The sequence below is a fragment of the Roseburia sp. 1XD42-34 genome (assembly GCF_009917385.1).
GTDB lineage: Bacteria > Bacillota > Bacilli > Bacillales > Amphibacillaceae > Virgibacillus.
On the sequence record NZ_QWLJ01000013.1, the window covers coordinates 92,620 to 113,940 of the forward strand.

At 37.2% G+C, this 21,321-nt stretch carries 12 protein-coding genes, 1 pseudogene and 1 riboswitch; of the genes and pseudogenes, 6 read left to right on the top strand and 7 right to left on the bottom strand.

What is annotated here, in order from left to right; genetic code table 11:
- Positions 1-9 precede the first annotated feature (9 nt).
- Positions 10-1,566 carry a PTS transporter subunit EIIC gene (locus tag D1839_RS09715; protein WP_120379707.1) on the bottom strand — a complete coding sequence of 519 codons (1,557 nt, stop codon included), beginning with the start codon at positions 1,564-1,566 and terminating at the stop codon, positions 10-12.
- A gap of 1,169 nt (positions 1,567-2,735) precedes the next feature.
- On the opposite strand from D1839_RS09715, the gene rarD reads away from it, so the two are divergent.
- Together rarD and D1839_RS09725 are read left to right on the top strand one after the other, a co-directional pair.
- Positions 2,736-3,641, top strand: a complete 906-nt coding sequence (rarD, locus tag D1839_RS09720) for an EamA family transporter RarD (RefSeq protein WP_120379708.1) — start codon at positions 2,736-2,738, stop codon at positions 3,639-3,641.
- 414 nt (positions 3,642-4,055) lie between these two features.
- A riboswitch (SAM riboswitch) is annotated at positions 4,056-4,176 on the top strand.
- Positions 4,177-4,365: 189 nt separating this feature from the next.
- Positions 4,366-5,631 (top strand): annotated as a pseudogene (locus tag D1839_RS09725) (O-acetylhomoserine aminocarboxypropyltransferase/cysteine synthase family protein); the annotation flags it as partial.
- A gap of 1,114 nt (positions 5,632-6,745) precedes the next feature.
- Here D1839_RS09725 and D1839_RS09730 read toward each other — a convergent pair.
- Positions 6,746-6,970: a hypothetical protein gene (locus D1839_RS09730; RefSeq protein WP_120379710.1), complete on the bottom strand. Its 225-nt coding sequence runs from the start codon at positions 6,968-6,970 to the stop codon at positions 6,746-6,748.
- A gap of 1,259 nt (positions 6,971-8,229) precedes the next feature.
- Between D1839_RS09730 and D1839_RS09735 the strand changes: the two genes are divergently transcribed.
- Both D1839_RS09735 and D1839_RS09740 read left to right on the top strand, forming a co-directional pair.
- On the top strand, positions 8,230-9,048 hold the full coding sequence (locus D1839_RS09735; RefSeq protein ID WP_158589635.1) for an SGNH/GDSL hydrolase family protein: 819 nt from the start codon (positions 8,230-8,232) through the stop codon (positions 9,046-9,048).
- Between the two features lie 5 nt (positions 9,049-9,053).
- On the top strand, positions 9,054-9,680 hold the full coding sequence (locus tag D1839_RS09740; RefSeq protein ID WP_120379712.1) for a YpmS family protein: 627 nt from the start codon (positions 9,054-9,056) through the stop codon (positions 9,678-9,680).
- A gap of 78 nt (positions 9,681-9,758) precedes the next feature.
- Here D1839_RS09740 and D1839_RS09745 read toward each other — a convergent pair whose 3' ends face one another.
- Positions 9,759-10,367, bottom strand: coding sequence for a hypothetical protein (locus tag D1839_RS09745; protein ID WP_183030222.1), 609 nt, complete (start codon positions 10,365-10,367; stop codon positions 9,759-9,761).
- 566 nt (positions 10,368-10,933) lie between these two features.
- Between D1839_RS09745 and D1839_RS09750 the strand changes: the two genes are divergently transcribed.
- Positions 10,934-12,556 carry an ABC-F family ATP-binding cassette domain-containing protein gene (locus tag D1839_RS09750; protein ID WP_120379713.1) on the top strand — a complete coding sequence of 541 codons (1,623 nt, stop codon included), beginning with the start codon at positions 10,934-10,936 and terminating at the stop codon, positions 12,554-12,556.
- A 502-nt stretch (positions 12,557-13,058) separates the two neighbouring features.
- Here D1839_RS09750 and D1839_RS09755 read toward each other — a convergent pair.
- The 4 genes from D1839_RS09755 to D1839_RS09770 form a co-directional block, all read right to left on the bottom strand.
- Positions 13,059-14,006, bottom strand: a complete 948-nt coding sequence (locus D1839_RS09755; protein WP_120379714.1) for an L-threonine 3-dehydrogenase — start codon at positions 14,004-14,006, stop codon at positions 13,059-13,061.
- 35 nt (positions 14,007-14,041) lie between these two features.
- Positions 14,042-15,232, bottom strand: a complete 1,191-nt coding sequence (locus tag D1839_RS09760) for a glycine C-acetyltransferase (RefSeq protein ID WP_120379715.1) — start codon at positions 15,230-15,232, stop codon at positions 14,042-14,044.
- Between the two features lie 1,913 nt (positions 15,233-17,145).
- Complete coding sequence (locus tag D1839_RS09765) at positions 17,146-17,991, bottom strand: LysM peptidoglycan-binding domain-containing protein (RefSeq protein ID WP_120379716.1); 846 nt, start codon at positions 17,989-17,991, stop codon at positions 17,146-17,148.
- A gap of 397 nt (positions 17,992-18,388) precedes the next feature.
- The gene (locus D1839_RS09770) at positions 18,389-19,315 is read right to left on the bottom strand and encodes a DUF1002 domain-containing protein (protein WP_120379717.1); all 927 of its coding nucleotides are present in this window, start codon (positions 19,313-19,315) and stop codon (positions 18,389-18,391) included.
- A gap of 598 nt (positions 19,316-19,913) precedes the next feature.
- Between D1839_RS09770 and D1839_RS09775 the strand changes: the two genes are divergently transcribed.
- On the top strand, positions 19,914-21,119 hold the full coding sequence (locus D1839_RS09775) for an MFS transporter (RefSeq protein WP_120379718.1): 1,206 nt from the start codon (positions 19,914-19,916) through the stop codon (positions 21,117-21,119).
- Positions 21,120-21,321: the final 202 nt, after the last annotated feature.

The window sequence follows — 21,321 nt, forward strand, 5'->3', positions numbered from 1 at the left end:
TCTCCATTTTTAATTTCGTATTTCATCATCAACCGCATTTTTTACAAATTCAACTTGTGGACCATAAACAACATGAATATGTTTTGCCGTGGGAAAGAAAAATCCAGTACATCCAGACGTAGTTAACACATCTTTGTCGATCACCCGAACATCTTTTAAATCAATCCGTAGTCGGGTAATGCAATTATCAACATTTAAAATATTTCCTTTCCCACCTAATGCTTTAACAACAATTTTCGCTATCTCATCATAACGTTTTTCTTTTAATAATGTATTATCTAGATTTTGCTGTTCTTCTCGACCAGGGGTTTTAATATCAAAGCGAAGGATGGCCCAGCGAAACACAAAATAAGTTACAATAGCTATCCCTGTACCAATCAGCACAAGAAAAATCCAATTGGTTTGTTCATAGAGTAATCCAAAAATCGTAAAATCAAAAATAGTTCCCCGTATATATCCAATTGCTACCCCTGCAAAAGATAATAAAACAGCTCCAATCCCAACAATAAAGGCATAAACAAGGTATAATAATGGGGCTATAAACACGAATGTAAATTCTAACGGTTCCGTAACATTACCAAGAACAGCAGTTAAGACCATTGTTATCAACATTGATTTGACATAAGCTTTATTTTCTTTATAAGCCGTTTTATACATTGCAAAGGCAATCGCCGGAAAGATAAATAACGTTACCAACATTTGCTGTTGTGCCATAAAACGAGTTAGCTTTGGCATCATTGACCAATATTCACTATTAGGCCCTTGGTTAAATAATATCTCCGTCATCGCTGGGACAACCCCTACGTACGTTTCGCCATCAATAATGTAGGAACCGCCAGCTTCCGTAAATCGAAACAGAACATTCCATACATGGTGCAATCCAAAAGGAATGAATAATCTCTCTCCCGCAGCAGTAAAGAACGGTCCTACCACACTTAAATATACGGAAGATAAATTTGTTAAAAGCCCTACAAACAACGACCAAATAAACGGAATGATTAAACCAATTACCGTCATAAAACCAATGGTAATAATCGGAACGGATTTTTTCCCTGAAAAGAATGCAAAAGCTGTTGGCAGTTCTAGATTATAAAACTTATCTGTTGCCCAAGCTGCTAAAAGCCCTGTAATGATTCCTCCTGCCGCATTAATATTCATGGTTTGGATACCTAATACTTCTATTTGTCCATATTGCGTCATAACCTCGGGGTCCGCCATCTTCCCCGTAATGATTAGCCAAACATGCATGGCAATAATTAAAGTTAAATAGCCAGTTGTAGCGGCAAAAACAGATATCCCCTTATCTTTTTTACTCATCCCATAGGCAACACCCATTGCAAATAACAATGGAATATTATCAAACACGACACTTGCTATGGTACGAATGCTAATTAATATAGTATTTACTGCTTCATAGCCTAAAAAGGGAAACCTTTCAATCATATACGTTTGTACCAATGCTCCACTAATCCCTAAGATCATACCAACTGGCGCTAGTACCCCAATTGGGAGAAGTAGAGTACGTCCAAATCTTTGAATGGAGTCGCTGATTTTTCGCTTTGTCATTTAGAATTTAAACCTCCTCATTCAGCATTTCACATTTTATTTTAACAGCCAAATTAAAATTAAAAAGCGCTTTCATATCCTTTCAGCTGACATAGGTAATGAAAAATGACCTATGTCACAACCATTAAGTGACTTGTAAAAACCAATAACATGTGACAACTTTAAACTGAAACATGCCTTTATTTGTTTTACAAGTGTATACGTAACTATAAATTTTGTCTTATATCCACAACCATTTACAAAGATACACCGGAATTACTAGTTGCTGGGCGATGGTGGCAGACTTGGCTAGTCGGTTATTTCGGGAGCCCCAAGCACTCATTTTATACTTGCTTATCTTTTTTTAAAAAAAAGCGGCTCCTAATAGAGTCGCTAAATTGTACGTTTAGTAAAGGTGAACCTTCAAGCCGTAGGAGTTTTCTTTCATCTCCCCCTAATGGTTAATACCATAATGGTATGACCTAAAATGCCGTTTACGAAATAGGACATTTAGATGCTGTTATCTCCTACTTAGATTTGTTTCTGTACATGTTCCTGAAGTGAGAGTTTTACAGCACCTTTTATACGGGATAAAACAATCGTTTTTAATTATATTCTTTGAATCACCTATTCTTGCTTTTATTGCAAAAGACATTTAGAATAGTTTTATTTAAATGATTAAATGGTTCGTAAGGTAGCAATTTTCACTTTTTGATTCATGGGCTATAACGTTACGTGTGGGTTAGTTATATTTCTACGATTTCTTACTAACTTTTAAGACAACGAAAGTAATATAATGTGAAGCTATGCGAGCAGAGAAATTCTTTCATCCTTATAAATGGAAGATTAGAACAAAGGCGCAGAGCGCCCGTTTAGCAACGTAGCGACTGGAACGAAGCAACTAAAGTTTTAGGAATCACGGTGAGGTAACGAACCGATGATGACTTATCGTAGGACGATTTCGTGAAGTCGCCTAGTTGCTGGGTGCTTAAGCCGGACGTGGCTATTCCGTTAAGTCTGTATCCCCAAAGCAACAATTTTTATACTTTCTTATCTTAGAACAAAGTCTAAGATTTTTAGACGTCCTTGAAATTACATGCTCTCTACATACCGTGCATGCTCACAAATTCCGATACCACTATCAGTGTCTATGTTGCAGTACCTTACATTCAAAAGAAAGAAGGGAGAAAATGAACGTTACACAAGATAAATCTGGCATCATACATACATTAGGAGCCTATGCTTTATGGGGAGTACTCCCTATTTACTGGAAACTTCTTGACCATGTTTCGCCTGAAGAAACGTTGGCGCACCGAATTATATGGTCTGCTATTTTTATGGTTGCCATTGTATTAATAGTAGGAAAATGGAATCTATTTGTTGATGAATGGAAAGTGTTGCTAAAAAATAAATGGAAATTTTCGGGCATTTTCCTAGCCACGCTCGTAATTAGTCTTAATTGGCTCACATTTATTTGGGCTGTTCATAACAATCATGTTATCCAAGCGAGTTTAGGATATTATATTAATCCATTAATCAGTATTTTGCTCGGTATTCTTGTTTTAAAGGAATCTTTTACATTTAGACAGACACTATCCTTTTTAATGGCTGCTTTCGGAGTTCTCTATTTAACAATAAGCTATGGAGTATTCCCATGGATATCTTTATTGCTTGCGACAACCTTTGGATTATATGGTCTCTTGAAGAAAAAAATTGATATTGGACCAATGATTGGACTAACCATTGAAACGATGCTTGTGTCTCCAGTTGCGTTAATATACTTACTTTCTATTTCTCAAAACGCTTTTCAATGGAGTGCTTTATTCTCCACCACAAATGTTTTGCTAATGGGAGCTGGCGTAGTTACAGCAATTCCACTATTACTATTTGCTAGTGGTGCTAGACGCATTTCTCTATCTATGGTCGGTTTCTTACAATATCTTGCACCTACCCTCATGTTATTAATTGGTGTGTTGTTATACAATGAAACATTTACAACTGCTCATTTAGTTGCTTTTTTGTTCATATGGGCTGCACTGATTAACTACATGTTAGCAAGTTATCAAAAGCCTTCTAACAAAGCACTTCAAAAATAAATGAAAGCCCCCTTATTTATTTGGTAATGAGAAACTATCTAAAGCTTCATACATCCATACTCAGGCATAATAATTTAGAACAAAGGCGCAGAGCGCCCGTTTAGCAACGTAGCGACTGGAGCGAAGCAACTAAAGTTTTAGGAATCATGCTCCTGCAACAGGAGTATGCCGACACCTGAGCCGTTTTTAGTCGGCCTTCCTCTTAACCACGATAATGACTTATCGTAGGGCAATTTCGTTAAGTCGCGTAGTTGCTGGGCGCTTAAGCCGGACGTGGCTTATTCGGTTACTTTGTTATACATAAGCCACTAATTTTATACTTTTCTTATCTTATAGAAAAATATGCATACACGTATTCTTCATTGACAATACATCCTGAACCTTATATAATATTCAGTAATTTAAAAATTGGATCTCTTATCAAGAGTGGTGGAGGGAATAGGCCCTTTGAAACCCGGCAACCTAAAAGCGATAATGATTTGCTTTTTACGGTGCTAAATCCTACAGACCTTAAAAATGGTTTGGAAGATAAGAGGAGGAACGATTCTAGCCCTCTTCTTTAGGAAGAGGGCTTTTTATTTCCACCATCTCAAAGAATTAACCAAAGCAAACATACTTTTCGCAACATTCATTCAACAGATTCCAAAAACGGAGGCAACAAATGCAAAAAAGATAGGAAGATTTGATCTTAAAAACCAGATCCATTCAAAGGAGGAATAAAACAATGACAAACTTTTTCACGCAAGATCCAGAGACGATTTTACTTCACGGCGGACAAATACCCGACCCGACAACAGGTTCAAGGGCAGTACCTATCTACCAAACTACTTCTTATGTTTTTAAAGATACCAAACATGCACAAAATTTATTTGGATTAGTGGAGCCAGGAAATATTTATTCTCGTATTGGTAATCCAACAGTGGATGCATTTGAACAGCGAGTTGCTCAACTGGAAGATGGAGTTGCAGCAGTAGCAACCTCTTCTGGTATGGCTGCTATTACATTCGCTATTTTAAATGTCGCCAGTGCTGGCGATGAAATCATTACCGACAGCAACCTTTATGGTGGGACGTATAACTTATTTGCTAACATTTTGCCTCGCTATGGTATCAACGTTAAATTCGTTGATGGTACCAATCCAAAAGAAGTAGAAGCAGCGATCACTGATAAAACAAAAGCTATTTTTGGAGAAACGATTACAAATCCAAGTCTTCACGTTTTTGATATAGAGACTATTGCTACTATCGCTCATGCGCACCATATTCCATTAATTATTGATAATACATTCGCACCATACCTTACCAAACCATTTGCCTGGGGAGCAGATATTATTGTCCATTCTGCTACAAAATGGATCGGCGGACATGGAACCACCATTGGAGGTATCATTGTAGACGGTGGAAGATTTGATTGGAACAATGAACGATTCCCTGGCTTTACTGAACCCGATGAAAGTTACAATGGTCTACGGTTTATTGATGTTGGACCAGCTGCTTATGCCACCAAGCTTCGCGTGCAATTAATTCGTGATATTGGTGCTTGCTTAAGTCCACATAGTGCCTTTTTACTGCTTCAAGGATTAGAAACTTTACATTTACGTATGCAACAACATACACAAAACGCACAAAAGATTGCATCTTATTTGGAGAATCATCCAGCAATTGAGTGGGTCAGTTATCCAGGTTTGCCCAACCATCCGTCATATCCATTAACAAAAAAATATTTCCGTGATGACGCAGCAGGATCGATCATTACGTTTGGTATAAAAGGGGGAAGGGAAGCCGGAAGACAATTAATTGATCATATTGAATTATGGTCACATGTAGCGAATGTAGGGGATGCGAAATCACTGATTATTCATCCCGCTTCCACGACACATCAACAACTTACATCAGAGGAATTGGCAGCGAGCGGAACAACAGAAAAAACCGTCCGTTTATCGGTTGGGTTAGAATCCGTAAATGATTTGCTAATTACGCTAGATCAAGCGATTGCCAAAGCTACAGGTGAACAAGAGACCATCGTTTTTGATGATCAGGACGCTATCCAATGGCTGCTCCATTCTCCTTTTATAAGAGATGAGGGGAACATCCGCAAAAAAACCATTGCCGTTTACGGGCTAGAGCAAGCGAGCAAAGCAGATGAAGAAAAAGTGTTGCAACTGCGAGCACTTGGATTTGACATAGTTGCTGTCGGAAATCCTATTTCCACAGCACAACTGCCACAGTATGACGAGTTATCTGATGTCCCGATTATAGACGCTATTTGGCTGGTACACACCACATTACCAGCTGACTTGTTAGAGCAACTCGTAAATAAAAAATGCAAGCTTCTATGGATCGAACAACCGAACGCTTTCTATAATATAGCAGATTATAAAAAAGCAGCAGGAACTACAGTTATTACACATAAGGATCCTTATGATGAAGCACTACGACTTCGTAATAATTCCTGTTTAACACCAGTGTAAACTTAACTTATTCCAATCAGGAGAGATAATAAAATGCTTATGGAATTGAAAAATGGATTTCACCTTAAACAAGACTCCATCTTGTTCAAACAAACTTTAGGTGCCCTAGCTTTTTTACAAACACTTCGTAAAAGCTTATGAAACCTTTTATTTTATTAAACAAGCACCCCAAAAACGAATATGAATAATGGTTAGAAAATGCTCAAAATTAATTTGTTTCTATACGTAGACAAAGAAAAAATGATCAACAAACTAATACTGCGATTATTGGATATTTTTTATAATTCTATAATATTCGCCCATTTTATAAACATTTGACTAATAACCTCTAGTCAAATGTTGTTCTATTTAAAAATTCGCCTACGAAATGTGGGGGAATTTTTTAAAAAATCGACTGAGAAAAATTTTAACCTGTTGAACTCGATGATATGCCCTCCATTTTTAATAGCTGTGAAATGATCGGAGGAAAAAACAATTCTACCTGCTACCTAGAGTCTTAGCCTTATATTTATGCTATTTTAGCACTTTACAACGCAAGCTCAATTGGTTAGGATACCACTGATAATAATTTATTTTACTTGAGAACACGTACTGCACTTAAAATGAATAGCACTTTTTAATAAGGTGTTTTACGTTAATCAATGGACTCAGAAATTTGTTTCTTTACCAATGCAATTCTAGCACTATCAATTTCGTGTAGATACTGACAAATTTGTTCAACGACGAAAAGCTGCGACATTTCCGTAATTAATGTACTACCTTCTTGTGCTACTTCTTTTCCTGCAGTAAATAATATCAATTCAGCGATTTTAGTAATAGGCGAACGTGAATGGTTCGTAATAGCAATCGGGCTGCCCATTTTCTTTCACTTTACTTAACCATTGTAACGTCTCTCTTGTATCACCTGTTACACTAAATGCACTCGCCAAGTCATCCGATTCGATTAAATGAGATGATACTACTCTTGTATGCTGTTCTGAAAAAAGTATGCTTTATATCAAGGCGATAAGTCCAAACCAAAAACACCCTCAACTGGAGGAAAGAATCGGGTATTTAGATCCTGTTATCTCCCACTTAGACTTGTTACTGGCCAGATTTATCCAAACAGCCTGAAGTGAGAGTCTACAGCAAACTTAGTATACGGGGGGTAAACACCCATTTTCATTCTCTACATATGAGTTAGGATCAAGTATTTATATTTGTTAACAAATCACGAACATTTTTCCATAATAGGTTTACTTTTTCATATGATTGGAAAAATTATAAATAACCTTCCCTTTCTGGTCGCCTTGTATTTGAAGGCGATCTTTTTTGATTGAAGATGAATGACATAAACCAAAAGCGGCAAGCTATGAAAAACGAGGCCACAGTTTAATTACCTTTAGGTATTTAACAAAGGTGCAAGCGCCCGTTTAGCAACGTAGCTACTGGAGCGAAGCAACTAAAGTTTTAGGAATCATGGTGAGGCACGAACCAATGATGACTTATCGTAAGGCAATGGAGTGAAGTTGCCTAGTTGCTGCGCTCATGCGCCGGATGTGGCTATTCTATTAAGTCCGTATCCCCAAAGCAACAATTTTTATTCTTTCTTATCTTTTAAAAAAGAGACACTTTTGATAATTAACTTAACCATCATCGTTTTGCCTTTTTTCGTTAGCCTGCAAATAGTCTAAAAAGTGAAACCTCCAATTAATGGAGTTTCATGACGCTTGAAATGTAGGGCTACCACATACAAGATGATGCATAAAAAATGGTATACTTGACTTACTTGATGAAACGTAAGAAACGGATGATTTGTTCGCTAATCCATTCCATGCATTTTGGAGGCAAATTCGATTTACTTAAGATAAACAAATGCATGAAGGTTATATAACCTGTATACTACAACCAAATAATCTTCATTTTAGAGTTGCTTTACATCAATTTCATTCGCACAGGTGCTTGAAGAAAATACTAAATCAATGAACCAGTTATAAGCTCGAATGTTAGACAATAATGTCCTTGCAACAAAGTGAAAGAATCATTTAATATTAACTAGCTTAGGTGTTGATAACGATGCAAAAAAACAAATATCTTATCGGGACCATCCTCTTATTACTAATAGGAGGGGTTATCCTTTTGAACTCTCTTCGTGAACCTGAACAATCATCTGAATACGTTCACACCACAAGGGAAGAACAGAACCAAACAAAGCTAGCAACAGAAAAAAAAGCGATAACAGCAAACGAACATCAACTACGTCGTTTACCGCAGTTTTCCTTTCATATAGAACAGCAAGTTACGCAACATTTTTACCAATCGAGACACATTACCGCAATTGGTGATTCGCTAACACAAGGTGTTGGAGATGAGACCGCTCAAGGAGGCTATGTTGGAGCATTGCAAGCTATGTTGGAGGAAACAAAAACCCAAACCACTTTTGATAACTTTGGTGTAAGGGGCAATCGCTCAGATCAACTGCTAAAACGATTGGAACAAGATGATATCATTGCTTCTATACAGCAAGCGGACATCGTATTTATAACGATCGGCGCCAATGATATTATGCGAGTATTAAAAGAGAATATTACAAACCTGCAGATGGATGATTTTGAAAAAGCCCGTATGGACTATGAAAAACGACTCGACAAGATTATCTCAAACATACATGCAATTAATACTGATGCAAACATTTATTTGCTAGGTTTTTACAATCCTTTTGGTGAGTATTTTAAAGATATTAAAGAATTAAAACTCATTGCTGAAAATTGGAATAAAACAGGGGAACAATTAGTAAACAAGCATGAAAATAGCTCATTTATACCAATGATGGACTTATTTTCAAATCCAGAAGAAAACCTATTTGCAGAAGATAATTTCCATCCGAATCGGTTAGGTTACCAACGGATCGCTGAACGTATATTCGAGGTTATGAAGAATAAACAAAAAAGAGGATGAATAGCATGGGGAACAGAACCGAACATAAAAAAAGCAAAAATTGGAAGTGGAAGTGGCTGTTTATCGGTCTGCTTGCTTTCAACATCATCCTGCTGTTCGCATTTCTGATACTCATTTTTTGGCCCGTACCGCAAGCCGATTACCCGGAGCCAACTGCAAAAAAAACGGAAGCAAGTTCTGAATTTATTGTTCGTACAACAAAAAAGAATCTGAATGATCTAGTCAATGCACATATCGATCAATTGCTGGAGGGTACAAATCATCGCTACCGTATTGAACTGGGAGATGATGTTCATTTGATTGGAGAATTGCCAGTTTTCTCATCTACTGTTCCTTTATCTGTTCATTTAGAGCCTTTCGTTCAAGAAAATGGCGATATCATTCTTAAACAGAGATCTATTTCTATTGGGCAATTAGAATTGCCAAACAAAAAAATCATGGAATACATGGATAAATATCTTCCTATGCCTAAATGGGTAACCGTTAATCCAAAAGATGAGGAAATATACGTAGCAGTCACAGATATACAGCTCAAGAGTAACTTTCAGGTAGCGGTTGAACATATTGATTTACCATCAAATAATCTGTCGTTTAAATTCCGTATTCCTTACCAAACATTAGGTATTGAATAAGCGAAGCTGGAAGGGACCCAGCTTCGCTTATTCATAGATATAAACTTTTAAAAACCTGTTTTTCAGAACATGTGTAGACTATTGTTCATTCATATGAGTATAAATAATATATGATGACATAACTTGCTCTTCTTCTTTCTGCTTATAAGGAGCTACTTTGTTACGGTTAGGATAATTTCCTAGCCTGCCTTCATAAATCAGCTGCATCCCCTCATGACTTCGAATATCTTCAGGGGTGACAAAGCAAGTAGGCTTCTTCAGTTGAAAAGCACCAGCATTCTTTAATACAGTAGCAACAAATTGTGAACAAAAAAATGCACATTTTCGATTGATTTCTATTTGTAATAGGATTCCAATCAAACCAATAAAGTTATATCGATAGCGATCTTTTTCACGCTCTATTTGGTTGATATGACATAAAATTTGCTCACGTTCTTCATTAGATACGTTAAAACGATAAACTGCACAATCGGATTTCTTTAAAAAATCACTGCGAATATCTTCTCGAACAAATCCTCCGATAAAAGGATTCTTTGGCCGCTTCCGCCCAAAGCTATACAGTTCTTTCAGATCCTCATCAAATCCGATGGAAACATGGTTCAATGATTGCTTTGTAAAAAAATGAATCGCCTTCGCTAAATTCGTGCCCGTATCTGTGAAGAGCAGGTAAATGGCTGTTTCTCCCAATACACATATCCCCTTCCATCTATGATGTAGAGAAATGGTTCAAAAGGTCTGCTGAATTGAAATGATATTCTGCCTGTTTCATTCATCCAATTTTGTACTGCACCTGTATGAATAGACCCCATTTTGCTGCACGAAATGGTAATGATTAAAACAATGCTTCCTCCACCCTTCCTTTCAAACACACTCCTTTGCAATTGCACTAACCTTTCTTATACTATTACAAAAAAAGTCATTTTACACAAGTATAATTTCAAAATGAATCTTCAATCAGTAGGTTTACATTCACCCCCCACAGCTTGTTAGTACTGTAACGGTATAACCTAGGCGCTTACGAAATCAGAGGTGCCGTTATCTCCCACTTAGACTTGCTGCAGTACAGATTATTCAACTCCTGAAGTAGGAGATCTTCTTGCATCTTAGGATAAAAGTGAAACAATTAAATGATTTTTGTTTCCACTTCCATATACCGAAAGGTTGTTTGCTTCTAAAGCAAACGTTGACGAATTACTTGAAATAACGTAAGCTAACCTTGATTACTTTTATTTTATTGGAGGAAAATAACCCGAATGATTAATGTATCGAATGTTAGTTTACGATATGGTGATAAAAAGTTATTTGAGGATGTGAATTTAAAGTTCACTCCAGGTAACTGTTATGGATTAATTGGTGCAAACGGTGCTGGAAAATCCACCTTTTTAAAAATATTGTCTGGAGAAATAGAACCGCAGACAGGTCATGTATCTCTTTCTCCTGGTGAGCGCCTTGCTGTATTAAAGCAGGATCATTTCGCCTACGAGGAATATAACGTTATTGACACTGTCCTCATGGGACATGAAAAGCTTTATGCAGTGAAACAGGAAAAAGACGCCATTTATATGAAAGGTGAATTCACAGAGGAAGATGGCATGCGTGCTGCTGAATTAGAAGGCGAATTTGCTGAGATGAACGGCTGGGAGGCAGAATCTGATGCCGCTGTCTTATTAAAAGGGCTCGGACTAGAAGAAGCCTTACATGATAAGCAAATGTCTGATCTGAATGCAGACGAAAAAGTAAAAGTTTTACTAGCCCAGGCATTATTTGGTAATCCTGATATTTTATTATTGGACGAGCCGACGAATGGTCTAGACATTCATGCAATTCAATGGCTAGAAGAGTTTTTAATTCATTTTGAAAACACTGTCATCGTCGTATCTCATGACCGTCACTTTTTAAATAAGGTTTGTACACATATTGCAGATGTAGATTATGGGAAAATTGAAATCTACATCGGTAACTATGATTTCTGGTACGAATCCAGTCAGTTGGCAACACGAATGGCACAGGAAGCAAATAAAAAGAAAGAAGAAAAAATAAAGGAATTGCAATCCTTTATCGCCCGCTTTAGCGCCAATGCTTCCAAATCCAAACAGGCGACATCAAGAAAGAAATTACTGGATACCATTACGTTAGATGATATTAAACCTTCTTCCAGAAAATATCCGTACATCGCCTTTACGCCCGAACGGGAAATTGGAAATGATTTATTGTCTGTTCAAGGTCTGACCAAAACTATTAATGGTGAAAAAGTATTGAACAATATCAGCTTTAGGATGAATAAAGACGACAAAATTGCCCTAGTAGGCAGGGACGATATCGCGAAAACTACTTTGTTTAAAATTTTGATGGGTGAAATGGAACCAGATGCTGGTACGTATAAATGGGGTGTAACCACTTCACAATCCTATTTTCCAAAGGATAATAGCACCTATTTCGAAAAGAGCGACTTATCATTAGTTGACTGGTTAAGGCAGTATTCACCTGAAGATGAAACAGAAACTTTTTTACGTGGATTTTTAGGAAGAATGCTATTTTCTGGTGAACAAGCTTTGAAAAAGGCCAATGTCTTGTCAGGTGGCGAAAAAGTACGCTGTATGCTGTCAAAAATGATGTTGAGTAACGCAAACGTACTTCTTTTAGATGAGCCAACGAACCATCTTGATTTAGAATCTATCACTGCTTTAAATAACGGGCTGATTAAATTTAAAGGGTCTATTTTATTTACATCACATGATCATCAATTCATTCAAAGTATCGCCAATCGCTTAATCGAAATCACACCAAATGGTTTGATCGATAAAGAAATGGACTATGATGAGTATGTACAGGATAAGGAATTGCAAAGCAAAATAGCAGCTATGTATGAGGATTAATTAAAAGATCGTTACCATAAAGGGAATCTTCCATCAGTGGGGATTTTCATTCATCCCCCATTGATTGTCAATACCTTGATGGTATGACCAAATAACCTCTTACGAAATAAGACATTTAGGTGCTGTTATCTCCCACTTAGGCTTATTGCAGTATGGATTTTCCAATTCTTGAAGTGGGAGTCTTACAGCAACATCTTATCTACGTGATAAAATCATAGCTAACGAGGAGTCTGGTTCCATAACTAAGCCAACTTGATTGAAAAACGAACAATCCAGTTTTAGCGTAGTCAAAATAGATAGACTCCTGCGAGCGCGAGCTGAAGATCCCGCAGGAAAGCTGTTTTTTTGCTTCCGAGGAAGCTGAGCCGCGCCTCGTGGAAAGCGAAGTATTTTGGCATAGCGGTGATAGAAATTTTTAAATGCCCATAAGCCGAACAATTATAACTGGATTGTTCGGCTTTTACTATATCGTATTTGCTTATGTCCCTAGCTCTTCGTTTTTTTACTGTTCTTGCTTTTGTTTTACTTTATTTAACATATCCCTCGTCATCTTATCTAGGTCGTATTCTACTTTAAAGCCCCATTCTTCAATAGCGCAAGTAGAGTCAAGGTTATTTGGCCAGCTATCCGCAATCGCTTGTCTAAATGGATCAACAGCATAATCTAATGTGAAAGATGGCATATACTTCTGAATCGATACAGCAAAATCTTCCGGTGCAGCAGAAAAAGCAGCTATATTAAATGCATTACGATGCTGTAGTTTATTTGCATCTGCCTCCATCAACTGGATAATCGCATTTATGGCATCCGGCATATACATCATATCCATGTACGTACCTTTACCGATATAAGATGTATAACTACCCTTCTTCACGGCTTCATAATACATTTCAACTGCATAGTCCGTTGTTCCCCCACCTGGCAACGTAACATATGAAATAAGCCCCGGAAAACGAACACCACGTGTATCCACACCGAAACGAGTATAGTAATAATCAGCTAATAGTTCACCAGACACTTTATTAACCCCATACATCGTAGTCGGACGTTGCAACGTATCTTGAGGCGTGTGGTCTTTTGGTGTTGAGGGGCCAAAAGCTCCAATGGAACTGGGTGTGAAAAATTGCAGCTTTAATTCACGTGCAATCTCTAAGGCGTTGACCAATCCACCCATATTGATATCCCATGCCAATTTCGGGTTTTCCTCTGCTTTAGCAGATAATAAAGCTGCCAAATGCATCATTGTATCTACCTGGTATTTCTTTGTCACATCAAAAAGCTGATTTGCATCGGTTACATCAACGACTTCAAAAGGGCCTTCAGCTATACGCCCTTCTGCCTTTCGAATATCTGTTGCTATAACTTGATCGGTTCCATAGATCTCTCTTAATTTTAGGACAAGCTCTGAGCCAATTTGACCCAAAGCTCCCGTTACTAGTATTTTTTCCATTGCTCGAAATCCTCTCTCGCACTTATCTCCATTTGCTAAATAACACCAAGTTCTTTACCCACTTTTTCATATACTGCGATTGCTTTATCCAACATTTCTTTGGTATGTGCAGCTGTTGGCATATTTCTCACGCGACCTGTTCCGCGTGGTACCGTTGGGAAAACAATCGACTTCGCATAAACACCTTCTTCGTTAAGACGTCTGCTGAATTCTTGAGTCGCATTTTCATCGCCAATTATACAAGGTGTAATTGGTGTTTCACTATCACCGATATCAAAACCTAATTGCTTTAAGCCAGCCTTTAAATAGTTGCCATTTTCCCATAGCTTTTCATTTAATTCTGTGCTTTCCATGAGGAGCTCGACAGCCTTCGTGCTAGCTGCAGCATCAGCAGGTGAAACAGCCGTGGAAAATAGGAATGGACGTGAACGGACTTTTAACCAATCAATAAGGTTAGCTTTTCCAGCAACATAACCACCAATTACGCCAATTGCTTTGGATAATGTACCCATTTGAAAATCGACTTTATCCTGCAAACCGAAATGCTTCACAGTTCCTGCTCCTTTTCCAAGAACCCCAGAACCGTGCGCATCATCTACATACGTAATTAAGTCGAATTCGTCTGCAATCTCAACAATTTCCGGAAGCTTAGCAATATCCCCGTCCATCGAAAATACACCATCGGTAATAACCATAATCTTATTATATTGTCCAGATTCGACAGCTTCTTTCGCTTTTTTCCGCAAATCATTCATATCCGAATGATTAAAACGAATAACCTTTGCTTTGGATAGACGGCATCCATCAATAATGGATGCATGGTTTAATTCATCAGATAAAATGGCATCATTTTTATCCATCACCGCTGAAATAGCTGCCATATTACAATTAAATCCAGATTGATAAGAAATAACCGCCTCTGTTCCTTTAAAAGCTGCCAACTTCTTTTCTAACTCAAGATGAAGATCAAGCGTTCCGTTAATCGTACGCACAGCACCTGCACCAACACCATGAGAATCAACTGCTTGTTTGGCTACCTGCTTCAACATGTCATTCGTAGCTAACCCAAGGTAATTATTTGAAGAAAGGTTGATTAATGTTCTCTCGCCAATTTTTATTTCCGCACCATTCGGACCTTGTACAGGATCAATTTCATTATATAAACCTCGTTCCTTCAAGTCAGCAATATTGTCATTTAAAAAAGAATCTAACGCTTTACTAGTCATTTTACGTCCTCCTTTTATGTAAGTTTATGTTGTTTCCTGTTACATTAAACGGTTCATACTATAAAGTGAACCTTCCATCAGTAAGATCATTTTTCATGCCCCACCGATTGTTAGTTAAATGAGTATGACATTTGGGTGCTGTTAACTCCCACATAGACTTGTTTCGCCCATTTTTGAAGTGGGCATCTTAACAGCGCCTTATATGCGGAACAAAATGCATCTTTATCCCTCGAAGTTTATTAGGGACGCGAATCTCCATCTACTATCTGTTAGATGACAATATATCATGCAAGGGCAGACACTACGCCATTCTATGCGAGATAAATGCTTAATTCATTTTCAGTTTAACATAAGTCAATCGAAATGTTTAATCGGAGAAAGCGCTAATTACAAGATTTTGTCTAAAAAGCCTCTATTATTCCAATAAACGATGGTAAAAAGATGTCGAACACACCGCAAAGATTGCAATTTTGTAAGATTTACCTGCTACATTGTCACCCAAAACAATGGTTTAATAGCACAGAATTTTTTATACTGGATCTAAGGTTGATTTAAAACATCAGAAATGAAATGGATGTTTAAAAAAAGAGAAGAATTTAGAGGAAGCCAAATTTCCGACTGGAAGCCTTGAGACGAATAGCGTCAAACAATTCAATTATAATTCAACTATTTCAATCATTTTGAAACAACATTTTTTAAAATATAGCGACTCTTCTATCAGTGGCAATTCTTTCCTCCGCTAATTGTTTAGTAAACGAATTGAGCATTTAGGTGCTGTTATCTCCCACTTAGACGGTTGCAGTACAGATTACTCCTAAATCCTTATATGCGGGATACAGCTACCTAAATGGAGAAGGGAATGAAACGATATGAAAAAACTTCTTGTCATTTTATGTGCAGTTCTTATTATTACCTTTGGAATATTCGGATATGTAGAAATAAATAGTAATTCAAATGAAATAATCAATGATAATCCAGACAGCATTAAAGTTCAGGATCTATAAAGTGAATCTTCCATCAGTGGGGATTTTCATTCGTCCCCTCGCTGATTCTCACTACCGTAATAGTATGACCTAAAAAGCTTCTTACGAAACAGGCATTTAGGTAGTGTAAACTCCGACGTTGCAGTACACATTTTCCGGAAGTGGGAATCTTACAGCTCCTTATATGCCGGATAAGTGGTCACCCGACGATCAGCAGGAGAAAAATAAATAACCCAAACAAAGGAAAGCAAAGTTTGCGTATAAGTAGTGATACCAAGAATACATCTACTGCCTGCTTCGCTTTAGTGGATCAAGAGTCAGTAAACTTGAATAAAACGGCATGATGAAACCAATAAAAAAACAAACTAAAATGGTTCCAAGAGCTTTCTAATTTAGTGCTTCTAATATAGGTTGAATAAGCGAACAATTAATCCAAGTACTTCGTTGCTCATGACATTCATGGAAATTTTCCGCAAGGCTTGTTTTTTCTAAATCACTTAGAAATTGATTTTATTTCCAGAAACATGGTTTAACTCCTTCACATAACATTTTAATGAGGTACACTATCTTCCCTTGATCTTTTGTGGTTTAAAAGCATGGGCGGTCGGGAATATTTTAACTATTAAAGCTGATAAAGTGAAGCTTCCATCGGGGCATTTAGGTGCTGTTACCTCCCACTTAGACTTGTTATTGTACAGATTTTCCAACTCTTGAAACGGGATCAATAAAAAATTTCTTTAGTCTACGTTTTCTGTTTAATAAAGAATAGTATGCGTTGTCATCCTTCCAACATGACAATTGTCATATAAATGAATACGGACTGGATGCATAAGTGAATTTCAATTGTTAAAGAAAAAATTTCATACAAAAAATCGAGTAAGATAAACATCTCACTCGATTCATATTGGAATATATACATGTTGAAATCTATTACTCTACAATCGTTACATTAACTGTTCTAACGCCCCAATTCGTTGCTTCCCCTTTGGATGGGACGTGAACGTCAATTTTATTGCCTTTAATCGCACCACCAGTATCAGCTGCCGTTGCATAGCCATAGCCTTCAACATAAACTTTAGAACCTAATGGAATTACACTCGGATCAACAGCAATTACCTTTGCATTTGGATCTTTGTTCAAGTCAACACCTGTTGCTGTTACACCAGAACATCCATTACAGCTTGCTGTGTAAGCTGTTGCTGTTACAGAAAACGATTGACCTTGAGGCTTTTTCTGCTGTGATTGCTGCTCAGGTGCTTTTTGACTAGCAGCAGGTTTTGAAGCTGGTGATGGTGCTTGCTTCTCTTGAACAGGTGCTTTCGTTTCTGGAGCCGGTTGTTGCTCTTTTTTCGTTGGTACCGCAGGTTTTGCTTGAGCTTGCTCTTTAATTTCAGCTGGCTTATCGTTTGAAACTGTTGCACCTTCAATGGTCAGATTCTGACCAACAATAATGAGATCGGAATTTAACTTATTCCATTCTTTTAAATTTTCTACAGATACACCATATTTATTCGCAATAACGCTTAATGTATCTCCCTTTTGGACTTTATATTTCATTTTTGCTTGTTTATTTATAATAAGTGTTTGTTTTGGTTGTATAGTAGTAGTTTTTAATTCATTTACTTCAACTAAATGTTCTACAGTTGTATTATATTCATTTGCAATATTCCAAAGGTTATCTCCTTTTTTTACGTCATACTCTTCTGCTGATACTGTAGTAGCAGCAGCGCCAGCAATAATCATACCAGTAGCGAATGAAGCCACAATCTTTTTCATTCGTTTTCCCTCCTTAAATATCTGACATAGCCTATCCTAACACATGGGCTATGGCCGTGCAGTTACAGTACGTTTAAAAGTCCATTACAAGGATTACCAAAATGAGGTTGTATTATTACAGTTGTAACCTTTTTGATATAAAAGTACTATCAATCTCCTTTTTTGTATTACGATAGTCATAGAACGGAACTTCTTGTAACATACCTTTTTATTTAGAAATCCCAAGGCAATAAACGTACAAGTGAATTTGTCTGTGTCCCCGAGTCTTCTAATTAACCTGCTAATATTCAAACTCATAGATAAGCAGCTCTAGACTATATACCCAGCGCTTTTAATAGAATATGAAAAAGCATACCCTTATGCATAAAGGTATGCTTGTAAATCTAATATATTCCGACTAACTAAATAACCCTTTAAAGAAATTACTAATTGCTTGGAAAAGCTCGCTGAAGAAGTTTCCGACTTTTTCCCAAAATCCTTCATCTAAACCGAGTTCATCTGCCTTATTTTTAATCGCCGATGTAATATCTTCTAGCTGGCTTTTAACTTGGTCAAAATTAATATTTAAATCACGCATTTTATCAATTAAATCAATAAGCAATTGACGATCTTTATCGCTTAAGCTTATTTCCAATTTATCCAATTGTTCTTGAACAATTCTTTCCACATCTTCTTTTGTTGCAGGCTTTTGTTCAGCAATAGTTTGCTTAATCTCGGTTAACAACTGACTAACCTTTTCTGAATCCATTCCTTCTTTTTTCGCTAGTTGAGTCGCTACATCAAGTTCTTCATTTGCCAGCTCCATCCGTTCCTTGTCAAGCTGTTCTCCCTCGACGTCATATGCTTTATAAATTCCTGTTAAAGCAGAATGACCGCTTACTTTTACCGGAGATGCAACATCGACTGTAGCATTTTCCACTCCAGCTGTAAGCAATGCATTAGCGTACATTTCCTTCGTTACTTCCGTTATATTATTCGGGGTTACTATATTAATGGTTAAACCGTTTCCCGTTTCCTGGCGAGTAATTTTTGCACTGGAATACATATTTGAATTCGGGTTGCCGTTAATATATTTTGCTGCGTCTTGTCCTGAAACATCATATTCATCGACTTGGCTTTCGTCTTTGACATTTAACAAATCCTTTACTTCTGCACGCTGGTTATCAGAGAGTTGCGCTCCATATACGACAATAGGCGGTCCTAATTTTTCATTAATACTATCGGAATCACTTGCTCCACTGTCTGCATGAATAGGTAAACTTGTTCCTAGAGCCAAAACAGCAATCAGTGTGATGATGAGAGATTTGCTTATTTTTTTTATCATCAGTTCATTTCTCCCTTTATTTGTTCTTGCTTTAGTCTATGTTTTTCATAAACTAAATATTATTATACCTGTTTTGAAAAAAATTGAATATCATTTTATCAAAATTACAACCAGAGAAGTATACCATTAACCAATTAAACTTCCTGTTACTTCAAATATGAGTAACTATTAAATGGTATGGATTAAAGGCCTTTCACAAATGGAAATTTAAACGCTACTATCTCTCACTTAAACTTTTTGTATAGATCCCCAGTTCTTGAGAGGAAGTCTTATAACAACTTATTATACAGGATAAAGTATATTTCAAGTTAGATAAATGTCATTTTGACTTGTAAGTGGATTGTCCATCCTCTAACTCAGTCTCTGTTTAAAAAGCCATGGTGATCTTACATCCAGATGAAGAACTCGTAGCGATTACCAAAGACTCCGACTCTGAATGATTACTGGTAAATCTAACATAGCTAGTTATGACGGTAAAGCAGATCGCTTTATTTTTCTTTAGAAATACGATAATATTTAGAGTGACGAAATATTTCGCAGAAAGAAGGGTATTGCCATCATTGACAATCATCCTATTGTAAAACGAAACTTAGCAATCATGTGGTTTGCTAACTTTTTTGTTTCTGGAAGTATGACAATGGTGCTTCCATTTATTTCTTTATACATTGAGTCGATGGGAAATTTCTCAGATGCGTATGTTCAGAATTGGTCAGGCTGGATTTTTGCCATTACCTTTGTCACTGCCTTCATTTTTTCTCCGATCTGGGGTCGGATTGGAGACAAATACGGACGTAAAAAATTGTTGATATTCTCTGCAGCTGGAATGGGCCTCTCCCTATTTTTAATGGGGTTTGCCACGTCAGTATGGCAGTTATTTATGCTCCGCCTGCTAATGGGAATTGCTACTGGATTTATTCCTATGTCACAAGCATTCATTTCTACACAAACACCAAAAAACATCGCTGGAAAAGTACTTGGAACACTGCAAACTGGTAGCATCACTGGAACGTTAATGGGTCCTCTACTAGGCGGAACACTTGCAGATGCCTTTGGTTATGCAAGTACGTTTAAATGGGTATCCATAACTATCTTCTTTTCTGCCATCATTGTGTTCTTCGGCGTTAAAGAAATAAAAGCAAATCTTGCTGATAATGAAAAAGATGAAAAATCTTATACGAGAAAACAAGTCCTACAGCATATTATTTCGCGCCCAGTTTTACTCATTGTAATGCTTATCTCTGCGTTGGTTCAGATCGCTCATTTTAGTGTGCAACCAATTTTATCTTTGTTTGTCCAAGACATTCACGGTCCGGCCAATATTGCCTTTTTCTCAGGAGTGGCATTTTCTGCAGCTGGACTTGGCAATTTGCTTATGTCCAGACGGCTTGGCAGACTAGGGGATAAAGTCGGCTATATTAAAGTGCTGATTGTATTGTTATTTATGGCTGGAATTGTTTATCTTCCAGGCGCTTGGGTAACAAACATTTGGCAGCTAGTTATTTTACGCTTTTTATTAGGCATTTCCATTGGCGGAATAATCCCTGTTCGTATTGCATATATTAGGCAAACTGCACCTCTTTCTATGCAAGGTGAGGTTCTAGGCTATAATACCAGCTTACGCTTTTTAGGCAATATCATTGGACCTGCATTAGGTGGCGTAATTGCTGGATTCTTTGGCTTTTCCGCTGTCTTTCTTCTTACTAGCTTACTGCTTTTATTAAGCGGAGGCATTATGCTGTATTTCTGGTATAAACATGAATATAACCATTCGCATTCTCACTCTTTGTTTGCGAAAAGAGGCTAACCGAGGACGACCATCGTTCTCGGTTTTTTCTGTTTCTAGCTCTCTTAGAAATCTAATGTGAACTTCATTCAATTGGAATACTCCAGCAGCCCTTTGATTGAAATATTAGAAAAACGTGGCTTGCTGCCAAGTCTTATGGCGGAAGCCTTTGTTTTTCTTATACTATAAACCAAAAAAATCTTATACTTTCCTATAGTGGAAC

Excerpts from the sequence above, each read along its gene's own strand:
- D1839_RS09715 (WP_120379707.1), bottom strand. The coding sequence starts at position 1,566 with ATGACAAAGCGAAAAATCAGCGACTCCATTCAAAGATTTGGACGTACT.
- rarD (WP_120379708.1), top strand. The coding sequence starts at position 2,736 with ATGAACGTTACACAAGATAAATCTGGCATCATACATACATTAGGAGCC.
- D1839_RS09730 (WP_120379710.1), bottom strand. The coding sequence starts at position 6,970 with ATGGGCAGCCCGATTGCTATTACGAACCATTCACGTTCGCCTATTACT.
- D1839_RS09740 (WP_120379712.1), top strand. The coding sequence starts at position 9,054 with ATGGGGAACAGAACCGAACATAAAAAAAGCAAAAATTGGAAGTGGAAG.
- D1839_RS09750 (WP_120379713.1), top strand. The coding sequence starts at position 10,934 with ATGATTAATGTATCGAATGTTAGTTTACGATATGGTGATAAAAAGTTA.
- D1839_RS09755 (WP_120379714.1), bottom strand. The coding sequence starts at position 14,006 with ATGGAAAAAATACTAGTAACGGGAGCTTTGGGTCAAATTGGCTCAGAG.
- D1839_RS09760 (WP_120379715.1), bottom strand. The coding sequence starts at position 15,232 with ATGACTAGTAAAGCGTTAGATTCTTTTTTAAATGACAATATTGCTGAC.
- D1839_RS09765 (WP_120379716.1), bottom strand. The coding sequence starts at position 17,991 with ATGAAAAAGATTGTGGCTTCATTCGCTACTGGTATGATTATTGCTGGC.
- D1839_RS09770 (WP_120379717.1), bottom strand. The coding sequence starts at position 19,315 with ATGATAAAAAAAATAAGCAAATCTCTCATCATCACACTGATTGCTGTT.
- D1839_RS09775 (WP_120379718.1), top strand. The coding sequence starts at position 19,914 with ATGTGGTTTGCTAACTTTTTTGTTTCTGGAAGTATGACAATGGTGCTT.